Origin of the sequence: Kiloniella sp., assembly GCF_965205715.1 — a bacterium.
GTDB lineage: Bacteria > Pseudomonadota > Alphaproteobacteria > Kiloniellales > Kiloniellaceae > Kiloniella.
Genome location: NZ_CBDBHW010000006.1, coordinates 118,632 through 131,763, shown reverse-complemented (window position 1 = coordinate 131,763; position 13,132 = coordinate 118,632). Strand labels below are relative to the sequence as shown.

Sequence of the window (13,132 nt, the reverse complement as noted above, 5' to 3'; positions counted from 1 at the left end):
GCGGAATGCAGCCGTATTATCTCTTCTGGTTGAAGTGCCGCTATTGTGCATCTTTGCCTTAAGCAGAGAGAAGAACCGTTATAAATAGCTAGTTGTTAAAGAGAATAACTACGAGTGACATTTTGATCTCCTGACAGTCGTGCCTTCATTCCAAATGGAGTTAGTCATGACGCGTATCATGAAATTATTTAGTATTGTATTCAGGCGCCGCCCAGCAATGGGGCGTGCACAGGATTTACCGCTGTCCATTCGCCGCGACATCGGTCTACCTGCAGACCCTGATCCCCCAATGCCTCTTCGGTCATGGGAGCAATATTTATAACTGATGGGTGACTTGCCAAGGTGCAAGCAATCAAACCCTATAATTTTAAACGAAGGCCAGGCTGTGTCGTGCCTGGCCTTTTTTATCTGGGTGAGTAGGAGGCACAAATTACATCCTCGAGTGTTTTCGAATGCGTAAGGCGCATCTTGTGGCTGTATTGTCGTCATATTTTTTGTAATATTATTTCAATAATAATTGCGTAAGTTGTCCTTGTCGTGCGTAAAAACTGTCTATTAGTTCCTGATTAATTCAATATCTTATCGATGTTATAATTATTAATCTGCGAATCTGCAGATCTTTGCTGCACAATTGTGTGTTTATCTGCAAAACAGCAGATGCCACTATTGTCCTCAAGCAAGACGTCAATGATGAAGAAAATAATTATTATATTTCTATAACAATAACTTGGTGTTTAATTGTTACGAGTTTTGGTTGAAAAACAGTAACTTTTGAGAACCGGAGTTTATCGAGAGGTAAAATAATTGATTGACTTTAACGTAAGGTGTCAGAAGAATTGAAATATGAATGGACAGGGCTTTTATAGCATTACAGAGCTGACAAATGAGTTTGGGATCACAACCCGAACCTTGCGGTTCTACGAGAGCGAACAGTTACTCAACCCACATCGCGAAGGGCGCAAACGGTTATACACTTCACGGGATAGAGCGAGATTAATACTGATATTGAGGGGCAAACGTTTAGGCTTCTCCTTGGCAGAAATTCGCGAAATCATTGAAATGTATGATCTGGAACCTGGAGAAAGTGGGCAAATCCAACGTTTGTTGGAATGCATTGCTAAACACAGAGCGCAGCTACGGGCTAAGCGACAGGACATTGATGAGATCCTGCTCGAAATGGCCGAAGTAGAAGCTGTAGCCGCTGGTCGTCTTGGTGAGTTGAGACACTTCTCAAATGCCCAATCCCTGTCTGAACCAGAGGTAGAACAGTCTGCTACACCGTCAAAAATAAGCTGATTATTGTTGAACTCCTCATTGGATTTTGAACCGGGGAGTAATTGGCAAAATCAGCTATATCCGGCGGACACGAATAAGTGGATAAATCCGCTATTAAGTAGCTGGAGACAGGGAGAAGAAGTTTGGTTCAATCGGGCGATCTTTTGCTCGAGGCGAAAGGCGTAAGCCTACGCTTTGGGGGTATCCGTGCTTTGACGGACGTGAGCTTTTCCGTTCGTAAAGGGGAGGTGTTTTCTATTATCGGACCAAATGGTGCCGGTAAAACATCCATGCTTAACTGCATATCAGGACGTTATAAACCTCAAGATGGGGAAATTATTTATAATGGCAAGAACCTGATTGGTCGGTCTATCAATGATAGGGCAGCGATGGGGATTGGTCGAACATTCCAAAATCTTGCCCTTTTTGGCCATATGTCAGTTATCGATAATATCATGGTTGGCCGCCATCACCTGCTTAATAATAATTTTCTGACCGGAATGTTTTATTGGGTTGGGGGCGCACGTAAAGAAGAGCTTAAGCACCGCCGCGATGTTGAAGACATTATTGATTTCCTCGAAATACAACACGTGCGAAATGAGCCCGCCGGAACCTTGTCTTATGGTCTTCGTAAGCGTGTCGAACTTGCCCGTGCTATTGCAATTGATCCCGATCTCATACTTCTTGATGAACCCATGGCAGGCATGAACCTTGAGGAAAAAGAGGATATGGCCAGGTATATCCTGGATCTCAATGAAGAGCTGGGTGTCACTGTTGTCATGATCGAACACGATATGGGGGTGGTTATGGATATATCTAACCGTGTCATGGTTCTTGATTTTGGAAAAATGATTGCATCGGGCTCACCCGAAGAAGTGATGAAAAATGAGCATGTTCGCCATGCATATCTTGGGGAAGAGGATGATCTCCTCCGTGATGATGACGCGGAGGCTGTGGCAATATGAGTAATATAGCTCAAGGTCCAAATCTTACGACGGTACACGGTGACCAGATTGCCTGGGCCCCGATACCAGATAGTTCTGTCGATGTTTCTACCTATGATACCCTGCCAAAAATTCTTTCTTACAATGCGAAAAATTACCCAAACGATGTGGCGCAGCGGGAAAAAGAGTTTGGGATTTGGAATATCTTCACATGGAAAGATTTCTACGACCACGTTACCCGGATGTCACTTGGGATGGCCAAGCTCGGAATAACCTCTGGGGATACTGTTGTCTTAATTGGTGATAACCGGGTTGAGTGGGTTTGGGGCGAGATCGCGGCTCACAGTTGCCGGGCGATGAGTATGGGAGTTTACCGGGACGCACTGGAAGACGAAATTGCTTATCTAACCGACTATACGGAACCAAAAATTGTTATTGCTGAAGATGAAGAGCAAGTCGATAAGTTCCTAAATCTTGAAGGCAGAATTCCTTCTATCAAGCATATCATTTACACCGACCCGCGCGGGATGAGGAAGTATGATGATCCCCGGTTGATGTCGCTGGAAGAACTTGAGGCCTTGGGACAAAGTGTCTTAAACGACGATGCTTCGGCCTATGAAAGGATGGTTGACGAAACCGATATTGATGATGTTGCTGTACTTTGCACCACTTCTGGAACGACTTCGAACCCAAAGCTGTCTATGTGGCCGCATCGTTCTTTCCTCGGTCATGCTGCTTCTTATTTACGTGCTGATCCTAAAACTCCCGAAGACGAATACCTTGCCGTGCTTCCCTTAAGTTGGGTGATGGAACAGATGTATTCGGTCGCCTGGAATTTAATTTCTCGTATGCGGGTGAATTTTCCCGAAGAACAGTCAACCGTTATGGCTGACTTGCGAGAAGTGGGCCCTAGTTTTGTTCTACTTGCCCCAAGGGTTTGGGAGACGATTGCCGCTGATGTTCGTGCGCGCATGATGGACTCAAGCGCCTGGAAGCAAAAAATGTACGAATGGGGGGCTAAAAAGGGCCTCTCTGCATTGGAAAAAGGCAAGGAGTCCCTTGCTGCTGAATGGTTGTTGATGCGTGCGTTGCGAGATCGTCTTGGCTTCAAAAACCTTAAATCTGCGGCTACGGGTGGCGCGGCAATGGGGCCAGATACTTTTAAATTCTTTCTGTCTATGGGAATTCCACTCCGACAGTTATACGGCCAGACGGAATCCCTCGGGGCCCATACCATTCATAAAAGTGACGATGTCAATCATGAGAGCGTTGGATCCCCAATGCCAGGTGTCGAGCTTCGGATTGATAATCCGGACAAAGAAGGCCTTGGAGAGATCTGCGTCAATCATGGCAATATGATGCGTGGCTACTATAAAAATGAAGCGGCTTCTAAAGAGACATTCGGGGATGGCGGTTGGTTCTTAACCGGGGATGCAGGTTATTTGAATGATGACGGCCACCTGGTTGTCATCGACCGTATAAAGGATTTGGCCAACACATCTGAAGGGGTTAAATTTTCTCCGCAATACATTGAAAATAAATTGAAATTTTCTACTTACGTTGCCGAAGCTGTTATCCTGGGGGCTGATAAACCTTACCTCACTGCGATGATCTGTATTCGCTATCCTATCGTGTCCAAGTGGGCAGAAAAAAGAAGGCTTCGTTTTACAACCTACACCGATCTATCGGCTCAGTCAGAAGTGTATGAACAGTTGCGATCCGAGGTGGAGATGGTCAATAAAACGCTGCCTCCGGCCCAACAGATCAAAAAGTTCTTGCTGTTATACAAAGAGCTTGATGCGGATGATGGCGAGTTAACGCGTACACGCAAAGTCCGTCGCGGTGTAATCGCTGAAAAATACGGCGATATCATCGACACGCTTTATTCAGGTGATGATCATGTCGATATAGACACGGTTATTCATTTTCAAGATGGGTCAAAACAAAGGGTTGTGACGACACTTAAAATAGAAACGCTGGACGGGGGAGAATAAAATGAATTGGGATCTTCTATTCCAGCTTTTGATCAATGGTATCATTGTTGGCATGCTCTATGGCGTTGTCGCCATGTGTTTTGTACTGATTTACAAATCCACCCAAGTAGTGAATTTTGCTCAGGGAGAGTTCCTGGTTCTTGGAGCCTGGGTTTGTTGGTTTTTTGTCTTGAAATGGCAAATGCCATTTATTCTGGCCTTTCTATTTGCCATGGCATTTATGACGGCTTTCGGCATCATGGTTCAAATGGTTATTCTCAGACCATTGATTGGTGAGCCCATTATTTCAGTCATCATGGTGACCATCGGTCTTTCTATCTTTATGCAGGCCCTGATGAACTGGGTATTTGGTAACTCAGCTGAAAGCTTCCCAAAAGTCTTTGGCGAGGAAACCATCATGATTGGCGGGCTACAGGTCGAGATGGCGTACCTTATGTCCTTGGTTCTTTCCCTCCTGGTGATGGGACTATTCTATTATTTCTTCAAGTTCTCACGCTATGGCCTGGCTATGCGTGCGACCGCTTTTAACCAGCAGGTGGCGCAGAGTTTGGGAATTTCGGTAAAGCAGGTCTTTGCGATGGCTTGGGCAATCTCAGCATTGGTCTCCTGTATAGCCGGTGTCGTTCTTGGCCTGGTAAATGCTGTGTCTAATTCTCTGGCAATTATTGGCATTAAAGTTTTTCCAGCGGTTATCGTTGGTGGGCTGGATTCAATCATCGGGGCAGTAATTGGTGGGGTAATTATCGGAGTGTTGGAAAATATGGCTGAGTTCTTTGATGGTCAGTTCCTCCATATCGGTAACCTTTACACCGTTGCACCATTCTATGTGTTGATCATCATCCTGATGATCCGGCCCTACGGGTTGTTCGGCACCAAAGACATCGAACGTATTTGATAAGGGAGCGGTTTTAGCTATGTCACATGTTCCTCATCCGCGCCCTTGTGGTGATTTCAGAAGCACCTACAGCGACGATACATCGTTGTTTCGAACAAAGGTCGAAGGGCGGATCGTTTATCTCGGTATTTTTGCCCTTCTGATTGCGCCGTTTTTCTTAAACGATTATTACCTCAGCCAGATGATCACCATTGGGATCTATGGGATAGCCGCTCTGGGGCTTAATGTTTTGGTTGGCTTTACCGGGCAAATATCGCTTGGTCACTCAGCTTTCTTTGGCTTTGGCGCTTTCGCTTCAGCCTGGCTTAACAATACCACGGGGATACCCGTGTTTATCTGTATTCCTCTGGCAGGGCTTATGACCACAGCTGTTGGAATGATCTTTGGTATTCCTGCAGCCCGCTTGAAAGGCCTTTACCTTGCTATTGCTACTCTGGCTTCTCAGTTTATCCTGCAAGATTTTTTCTCTCGTGCAGATTGGTTTTCTGGAGGGGCCTACGGCTCGGCAGCTGAAGTAGTCAATTTCCTCGGCATAGATCTCGATACCGATCAGAAGTACTTCTATCTCGTTCTTTTCTGGGTTGTGGTTTCATTCCTGGCGGTGAGTAACCTTCGTCGTTCTCGCGATGGACGGGCTCTGGTTGCTGTTCGCGATCACTACCTGTCAGCAGAAATTATGGGGATTAACCTCACCCATTATCGAATTATGTCTTTTGGTGTTTCAAGCTTCTTTGCCGGTGTTGGCGGGGCTCTTTATGCTCACTATTTACAATATGTTTCTGTTGAGGGTTTCACTATTCTGCTTTCGATCCAATTCCTAGCCATGATCATTATTGGCGGCCTTGGATCTGTATCGGGTTCACTTCTTGGTGCTGCATTTATACTTCTGCTTCCGCAATTTATGGAAAGTTCTGTTGCGGTCTTTGTTGAGTATTTCAAAATTGTAGAAGTTTGGGTTTTAAGTCTCTTTCAAGAAGCTGAAGCGGCTCTGAGCATCGCAAACGAACATGCCCGGACGATCGAACAAGGAAAAGCATACATCAAAGAAATGTCCGTAGGGGCTGTGATCATTCTCTTTCTGATCTTTGAGCCTGAAGGTTTGATCCATCGCTGGCGCCTTATCCGTGCTAGTTGGAAACTTTATCCATTCTCTCATTAAGAGAGGAGCCTTTATTCCGCGGCGGCCGGGGTAGAGATAATGATAATAGGCCGCCAATAGGGAGTAAGACATGAAGCAGCGCATTCTCGCCGCAACATTAGCCCTGGCGGCAGCAAGCAGCCCGGCCTTAGCAGAAGATTCCGTTTTTGTCGGCCACCTCGTCGATTACACAGGCCCGACGTCCTTTGTCAGTAAATTTTATGGACCTGGGGTTCGTGACGCCGTTGATTATATCAACTCCACGGGTGGCATCGATGGAACCAAAATCGAAATGGAAACGATCGATTACGCCTATAAGGTTCCACAAGCAATTGCGAATTATAAAAAGTGGAAGTCCAAGGGGATGATCGCCCTTCAAGGCTGGGGCACAGGCGATACAGAAGCTCTTATCGGCTTTGTTGCGAAAGACGAAGTTCCTGTCTGGTCTGCTTCTTATTCCGGACACTTAACCGATCCTACAGGTAAAAATCCAAAGACAAAAAAGCCTGCGCCCTATAACTTCTTCTATGGCCCATCTTACACGGATGCTTGTCGTGCGCTGGTTCAGTGGGCAGCGGGTGATGCCAAGGAAAAAGGTATCAGTGATCCAAAATTCGTTCACACTGGCGATAACCACCCATACCCGAATGCACCTAAAGAAGGTTGTGCAGAGTATGCGACAGAGCTTGGTCTGGATGTATTGCCACCCGTTGTGGTGCCGCTTGGCCCAGGTGATTATAAAGCGCAGTGCCTAACGATTAAAGAATCAGGTGCGAACTACGCTTATGTTGGCAACCTTGGTGGCTCGGTGATTTCTTTACTGAAATCTTGCAACACAGTTGGCGCAGATGTGACCTACATGGGTAATGTTTGGGCGGGTGATTATCTAACCATCAAAGCTGCTGAAGCTCAGGACTATGTGTTCCCGACCTCGACACCGTTTTGGGATGCCGCTGCTGATGGCATGGATCTGGTTTACAAAATCGCGGATATGAGTGGTTTTGCTAAAGATACCAAGCCTACACATCACTATATCCGTGGTGTTTGCTCTGCTTTTTACATGAAAGAAGCAATGGAGTGGGCCAAAGCTAATGGTGGCATTACCGGTGAAAACATCAAACAGGGTATGTATGTCAACAAGGGCTGGACACCAAAAGGTCTTGAAGGGGTTTGCTTGCCATCCACTTGGTCTCCTGAAGATCACCGTGGAAGCACTGTTGTTTCTATCAACAAAGGCTCTTTCGAAGATGGCGCGGTTAACATCGAACGTATCGCTGAGATGACACTGCCTCGTCGTGATGACTGGGTTGGCTACTAAGTAAGCCTAGGCAGGCCCGTTCTTACGGATGGGCCTGCTTTCACGAATGATGATTTTCCGAAACCTAAGGGTTCTGAACATGAGTACTGTCTCAAAACTACAAAACCAACCTCAAAATGACACGATTCTTTCGGTTAATAATATAGAGGTTGTCTTTAACGAGGTTATTCTGGTTTTGCGCGGGCTAAACCTGACGGCGAAACGGGGGCAGATTACAGCCCTTCTTGGCGCAAACGGGGCAGGGAAATCAACAACATTAAAAGCAATTGCAGGATTGCTTGGATCTGAAGACGGTGAAGTCAGTCGTGGTGATATCATCTATGACGGTACCGATATAACCAAAATGCCGCCTGAAAAACGAGTTCGAAATGGTACTTTTTTGGTGATGGAAGGGCGGGGAATTGTTCATGACATGACCGTTCTTGAAAATTTACGCCTTGGTGCCTTTACCCAGCCACAAAAGAACGTGGCTGGCGACATTGAAAAAGTTTTTAATTATTTCCCGCGCCTCAAAGAGAGAACAGGTCTCGCTGGCTATCTTTCTGGTGGAGAGCAGCAGATGTTGGCAATCGGGCGTGCTCTTATGGCTCGGCCTGATCTAATTATGATGGATGAGCCTTCCATGGGGTTGTCGCCGCTGCTGGTTAAAGAGGTTTTTGGCATTATTAAACGCATGAACCGTGAGCTTGGAATATCGGTTCTTCTGGTGGAGCAAAACGCCAACATGGCCCTGAAAGCAGCAGATTACGGGTATATCATGGAAAATGGAAAAATCGTACTGGATGGAACCGCAGAAGAACTCATGAATAATGAAGATGTCAAAGAGTTCTATCTCGGTGGTGGAGGAGAAGAGCGTAAGTCCTTTAAAAACATCAAGTCTTTCAAGCGCCGTAAACGTTGGCTCTAGTCGAAAATCCTTCGTTATTATCAAATTATAAATCCGGTTCACACGAACCTGGTACCGGCAAAATTTGGAATGCTGTAAAATGAGTGAATATTTTGATCATAAAGAAATCCGCAGCCAAAGTGAGCGCGAAAATGATCACCTAAACAAACTACAGGATTTAATTAACTCAGCGAAAGAGTTGTCTCCGTTTTATTCCAAATCCTTGTCTTTGGTCGAAGCCGATGGAATACAGAACCTTTCTGATCTGCCTAAACTGCCTATCGTTAGGAAGTCAGAGCTGATAGAGCTTCAAAATTCAGAGCCACCCTTTGGGGGTTTGGGCATGGTTCCCGCGGGGAAAATGGCGCGTCTGTTTTTGTCTCCGGGACCAATAGTAGAACCTCAAGGTGAAGATGAAGATATCTGGCGTGTTGCCCGGGCTCTTTACGCTGTTGGCCTCCGCGAGGGGGGGATTGCACACAATTGTTTTGCCTACCACTTTACTCCAGCCGGGATCATGTTTGATTATGCTGCACGAACGCTGGGCTGCGCTGTTTTTCCAGGGGGCGTTGGTCAAACAGAAGATCAGGTTAACGCTATTAATCGTTTTCAATCAGATGCTTATATGGGAACTCCAGATTTTCTTAAGATAATTTTGGAAAAAGCTGAGGTTCTCAATACGCCTATTACTTCAATAACCAGGGCCTTGGTTACCGGCGGGCCACTTTTTCCTGATTTACGAAATTATTACGAAGGCAGGGGGATTCATGTTCGTCAGTGTTATGCCACAGCGGACGTTGGCTTGATCGCTTACGAAAGTGAGGCAATGGAGGGCATGATAATCGACGAAGATGTCATCGTTGAAATCGTCCGCCCAGGTACAGGTGATCTCGTGCCCGATGGAGAGGTTGGGGAAGTTATTGTTACCTGTTTTAATCCCAATTACCCTCTTATTCGGTTTGCAACAGGGGATCTCTCTGCAATTTTAGAAGGGCAGAGCCCTTGTGGCAGAACAAATCGGCGCATTAAAGGATGGATGGGGCGTGCGGATCAAACAACCAAAGTTCGCGGAATGTTTATTCACCCCGAACAGGTTGCACGTGTTGTGGAGTTACACGAGGAAATTATTAAGGCCCGGCTAGAAGTGTCTGATAGTGACGGTAAAGACACCATGGCTTTACATTGCGAAGTGAAAAGCGGCCTTGCAAATGAAGATCTTGAAAATCAGATTGCCGATACAATCCGAATAGAGTGCCGATTACGGGGAAATGTAATTTTTGAAGCCGTAGGTACTTTGCCCAACGACGGTAAGGTCATTAATGATTCTCGTGACAGTGTCTTAGGCTAAAGGAAACCTCTAGGGGATATCTTTCATTAAATCTTCAAGATCATCTTGAAGCTTTTGTAGGCTCTTCTCCGCTTTGTTGAGTAGAAAAAGATGCCGACCGCCAAGTAACCTGTTGATATGTATGGTTTCTGATAACTTTACATAGAGCAGGTATATGACAATCAACATCTCGCAGCATATTTTAGGCCTCAAAGGGCAACGTGTAAATGAAATTAAACTGGATGACGGCGGTGTTAAGATTGTCATTCACTGCAGCCGAGACGCGCGTAGGAGGGCTATAGACCCTGCTACAGGCCAGAAGGGAAGCATCAACCAGCATGTCCGCCGACAAGTAAACGACATCCCCCTTTTTGGGTATCCTTGTGTGGTCGAGATTGAGCTGGCGCAGGTTTATATTAACAAGGGCGAACGCCGCATTGAGGGGTGTGATTTTGTTGATAAAGGGTGCCGTTTCACTCACCGATTTTGCCGACTGATCAGTGGATTATGTCGGCATATGTCTATTCAAGCGGTTTCCAGACATTTGGATATACGATGGGAAACGGTCAAGAATATCGACAGGGCATACCTTATTGAAACTCTCCCTACGCTTGATCCTGCAGAGCTAACTGGCTTGGAATATATTGGTGTAGATGAAGTTGCCCGGGCGAAAGGTCATGACTACATGACGGTGGTCTACGATATGGTTGGCGGTCATCTGATCTGGGTTGAAGCAGGCCGAACTGCCGAGGTTTTTTCAAGGTTTTTGAAACAACTGCAACCAGATACAGCCTGCAAAATAAAGGCCGTAGCGATGGATATGGGGCCTGCCTACCAAAAGGCTGTCAGAGAGTCCTTGCCGTTGGCCGACATAGTATTTGACCGTTTCCACGTCATGAAAAACTACAGCAAAGCTATCCATAATCAGCGTCGACTTGAGTTCAGAAAGGCCGATCCAAGTGGTAAAGAGTTGATGAAAGGGACGCATTATCTGTTGCTCAAAAATGCGGATAAGTTGAGTGAAAAACAAAGTGACAAGCTGCAAAGGTTGCTGGAGAGCAATAGCAACCTGAATGCACTTTACGTCTTGAAAGAACAGCTTCAGCTGCTGTGGAGTGCCGCTTCATTTGAGGCGATGGCGGAGCAACTGGAACGTTGGTGCCTGATAGCAGATCAGTCACAGATGCTCTATCTAAAAAAGTTCGCGAAATCCCTACGGAAACATTGTGTGGGCATCTGCAACTACGCCAAACACAAGCTCACAAGCGCCAGGATAGAGGCTGGTAATGTCAGTATAGGAATGATCCGTAAGCGAGCCAGAGGCATCAAGGATACCGAATACTTCAAACTCAAAATTAGACAATCATCCATTCCAGATAATCAATCTATGCTCTATTTGAAATCCTAAATCTACTCAACAAAGCGGAGAAGAGCCCTTTTGTATTTCTGATTTTGCTTCTTTTGTTAATTCTGTTGGCTTATCTACAACTTTGAGGCCCGTTTTAATAGGCTGACCAATGTTCGACGCGCTTACCCATCTGGAAATTGCACCTATTAGCGCCCGTTGATCTATGGGTTTTGATACATAGTCGTCCATTCCACATTCCAGATAGAACTCTCTATCGCCCTTCATCGCGTTTGCTGTTAGTGCAATGATTGGAATTTTAGCGAGAGGGGTCGTAAGTTCTCTGATCCGCCTCGTTGCCGTTGGTCCATCCATTTGGGGCATTTGAACATCCATAAGGACAACATCAAATGGTTGTTTTTGTACGGCGATATAAGCTTCTAGACCATTTTCGACGATATGTAGATTACAGTTCAATGGTGTTAGTAGTGACTGTATGACTTTCTGATTTATACGATTGTCTTCCGCCACCAATATTTTAATCGACTTCCCAATATAGTCAGGTGGTTTGTTGCGAAGAACCTCAGCCTCTTCAGCTGCTTTTACTTTTGCTGGATCACCTTTTTCTACTTCAATGGTGAACCAAAAAGTGGAGCCTAGTCCTTCCGTACTTTCTACCCCGATATCGCCGCCCATGAGCATGGTTAGCTGCTTACAAATGACGAGACCCAACCCGGTTCCGCCAAACTTTCGAGTTGTTGTTGCGTCCGCTTGAGCGAATGCCCTGAATAATTTTTCCTGATTTTCTTTTGTGATACCAAGGCCACTGTCTTCGACCTCAAATCTAAATTTTATTTTGTCATTCTGGGTTGGGACTTCTTCGATGATAATTGATATCTTGCCTGACTGCGTAAATTTTATGGCATTTCCAATCAGGTTATAAAGGATCTGCCGTACTCGGCCAGGATCACCCCTGATTATATCAGGATTATTGGGTGAGTTCAGGACTTGAAATCTTAAGTTTTTTGCTCTGGCACGGGATTCCCAAAGTGCCTCTGTAGAATCTAATACTTTGGATAATGAGAAATCTATATCTTCGAGTTCTATTTTTTCTGCTTCGATTTTTGAAAGATCCAGAATGTCATTTAGCAGAGAAAGTAGAGCCTCACCAGATTCCTTAATGGTAAAGACGCTGTTGTGCTGATCACTTGTTAATTTACTCCCGAGCAAAGAGCTAACCATACCAAGAACGCCGTTCATGGGAGTTCTTATTTCATGGCTCATGGATGCGAGGAATCTTGATTTTGCAAGGTTCGCTGCCTCAGCTTGTTTCTTGGCATTTTCAAGCTCTGCAGTTCGGTGCAACACACGGGTTTCGAGTAAGGATTTTGTTCTGTTGAGCGATGAAGTTGTTTTAAAAAGCTTATAAAATGCAAATGCAATTCCAAGAATAAGTATACATGTCGCAGCAAACATAATTTGTGTATAGAGTTCTGATTCTTGATAATAAATTTTAAATTGATGATTTTGCTTTTCACTCAATTTATTTAATATTTCTGTATTTCCAAGGTTGGTGAGTTCTGTGGTCAGACTTGCTAAGTTAGCCTTCGTATTCAGTGTTTGTTTGACGTACTTGATAATTAGTTGAAGTTCAATTAGCTGATCATCACTCAGGCTATGAGAAAAGTTATTAATATCATCTTCAAATGCTGATATCGTCGAATGTATATTTTGGTTATTTTCATCAGTTGATGCGTTAAGCATAAAGCTGAAACTCATCAACTGTTGTATCAATCCCGAGTTATCATTTATGGCTTTGTAACTCTCTGAAAACTCTACAACAGCATGCTTTAGTAAAATACGGTTATCCCAGTAGGCTGTGAATTGTTTCTCGAATGTTTCGATGAGCTTATTTCGTTTTTTGTGATTTGCGAGATACTTTTTCAGCAATACTTTGGTTTCTGGCTGTATTGTTCCGTGGTGTGTAGAGCGTCAACCACTTTGTCCGGT

12 protein-coding genes are annotated in these 13,132 nt (G+C 45.1%); 10 read left to right on the top strand and 2 right to left on the bottom strand.

Annotated elements, in window-relative coordinates; all coding sequences use genetic code 11:
• Positions 1-166: 166 nt before the first annotated feature.
• The 9 genes from ACOGW3_RS05110 (at position 167) to ACOGW3_RS05070 (ending at position 9,798) form a co-directional block, all read left to right on the top strand.
• Entirely contained in the window at positions 167-322 is a 156-nt protein-coding gene (locus tag ACOGW3_RS05110) for a hypothetical protein (protein ID WP_419901987.1), read from the top strand.
• A gap of 521 nt (positions 323-843) precedes the next feature.
• Positions 844-1,296, top strand: a complete 453-nt coding sequence (locus ACOGW3_RS05105; RefSeq protein ID WP_419901986.1) for a MerR family transcriptional regulator — start codon at positions 844-846, stop codon at positions 1,294-1,296.
• A 122-nt stretch (positions 1,297-1,418) separates the two neighbouring features.
• Positions 1,419-2,240 carry an ABC transporter ATP-binding protein gene (locus ACOGW3_RS05100; RefSeq protein WP_419901985.1) on the top strand — a complete coding sequence of 274 codons (822 nt, stop codon included), beginning with the start codon at positions 1,419-1,421 and terminating at the stop codon, positions 2,238-2,240.
• A complete protein-coding gene (locus ACOGW3_RS05095; RefSeq protein ID WP_419901984.1) occupies positions 2,237-4,213 on the top strand; it encodes an AMP-binding protein in 1,977 nt (658 codons plus the stop codon). Before ACOGW3_RS05100 ends, ACOGW3_RS05095 begins: the two co-directional genes overlap by 4 nt.
• Position 4,214: 1 nt before the next feature.
• On the top strand, positions 4,215-5,108 hold the full coding sequence (locus tag ACOGW3_RS05090; protein WP_419901983.1) for a branched-chain amino acid ABC transporter permease: 894 nt from the start codon (positions 4,215-4,217) through the stop codon (positions 5,106-5,108).
• Positions 5,109-5,127: 19 nt separating this feature from the next.
• Positions 5,128-6,267, top strand: a complete 1,140-nt coding sequence (locus ACOGW3_RS05085; protein ID WP_419901982.1) for a branched-chain amino acid ABC transporter permease — start codon at positions 5,128-5,130, stop codon at positions 6,265-6,267.
• Between the two features lie 70 nt (positions 6,268-6,337).
• Positions 6,338-7,564, top strand: a complete 1,227-nt coding sequence (locus tag ACOGW3_RS05080; RefSeq protein ID WP_419901981.1) for an ABC transporter substrate-binding protein — start codon at positions 6,338-6,340, stop codon at positions 7,562-7,564.
• A gap of 79 nt (positions 7,565-7,643) precedes the next feature.
• The gene (locus ACOGW3_RS05075; RefSeq protein ID WP_419901980.1) at positions 7,644-8,471 is read left to right on the top strand and encodes an ABC transporter ATP-binding protein; all 828 of its coding nucleotides are present in this window, start codon (positions 7,644-7,646) and stop codon (positions 8,469-8,471) included.
• A gap of 79 nt (positions 8,472-8,550) precedes the next feature.
• Complete coding sequence (locus ACOGW3_RS05070) at positions 8,551-9,798, top strand: phenylacetate--CoA ligase family protein (RefSeq protein WP_419901979.1); 1,248 nt, start codon at positions 8,551-8,553, stop codon at positions 9,796-9,798.
• 9 nt (positions 9,799-9,807) lie between these two features.
• On the opposite strand, the gene ACOGW3_RS05065 is transcribed toward ACOGW3_RS05070, so the two are convergent.
• Entirely contained in the window at positions 9,808-9,966 is a 159-nt protein-coding gene (locus tag ACOGW3_RS05065; RefSeq protein WP_419901978.1) for a hypothetical protein, read from the bottom strand.
• On the opposite strand from ACOGW3_RS05065, the gene ACOGW3_RS05060 reads away from it, so the two are divergent.
• Positions 9,953-11,185, top strand: coding sequence for an ISL3 family transposase (locus ACOGW3_RS05060; RefSeq protein WP_419901077.1), 1,233 nt, complete (start codon positions 9,953-9,955; stop codon positions 11,183-11,185). The two genes, ACOGW3_RS05065 and ACOGW3_RS05060, sit on opposite strands and share 14 nt — an antisense overlap.
• Positions 11,186-11,191: 6 nt before the next feature.
• On the opposite strand, the gene ACOGW3_RS05055 is transcribed toward ACOGW3_RS05060, so the two are convergent.
• Positions 11,192-13,072, bottom strand: coding sequence for an ATP-binding protein (locus ACOGW3_RS05055; protein WP_419901977.1), 1,881 nt, complete (start codon positions 13,070-13,072; stop codon positions 11,192-11,194).
• Positions 13,073-13,132 lie beyond the last annotated feature (60 nt).

Coding starts and splice junctions, on each gene's coding strand:
- ACOGW3_RS05110 (WP_419901987.1), top strand. CDS start 167: ATGACGCGTATCATGAAATTATTTAGTATTGTATTCAGGCGCCGCCCA.
- ACOGW3_RS05105 (WP_419901986.1), top strand. CDS start 844: ATGAATGGACAGGGCTTTTATAGCATTACAGAGCTGACAAATGAGTTT.
- ACOGW3_RS05095 (WP_419901984.1), top strand. CDS start 2,237: ATGAGTAATATAGCTCAAGGTCCAAATCTTACGACGGTACACGGTGAC.
- ACOGW3_RS05090 (WP_419901983.1), top strand. CDS start 4,215: ATGAATTGGGATCTTCTATTCCAGCTTTTGATCAATGGTATCATTGTT.
- ACOGW3_RS05085 (WP_419901982.1), top strand. CDS start 5,128: ATGTCACATGTTCCTCATCCGCGCCCTTGTGGTGATTTCAGAAGCACC.
- ACOGW3_RS05080 (WP_419901981.1), top strand. CDS start 6,338: ATGAAGCAGCGCATTCTCGCCGCAACATTAGCCCTGGCGGCAGCAAGC.
- ACOGW3_RS05075 (WP_419901980.1), top strand. CDS start 7,644: ATGAGTACTGTCTCAAAACTACAAAACCAACCTCAAAATGACACGATT.
- ACOGW3_RS05070 (WP_419901979.1), top strand. CDS start 8,551: ATGAGTGAATATTTTGATCATAAAGAAATCCGCAGCCAAAGTGAGCGC.
- ACOGW3_RS05060 (WP_419901077.1), top strand. CDS start 9,953: ATGACAATCAACATCTCGCAGCATATTTTAGGCCTCAAAGGGCAACGT.
- ACOGW3_RS05065 (WP_419901978.1), bottom strand. CDS start 9,966: ATGTTGATTGTCATATACCTGCTCTATGTAAAGTTATCAGAAACCATA.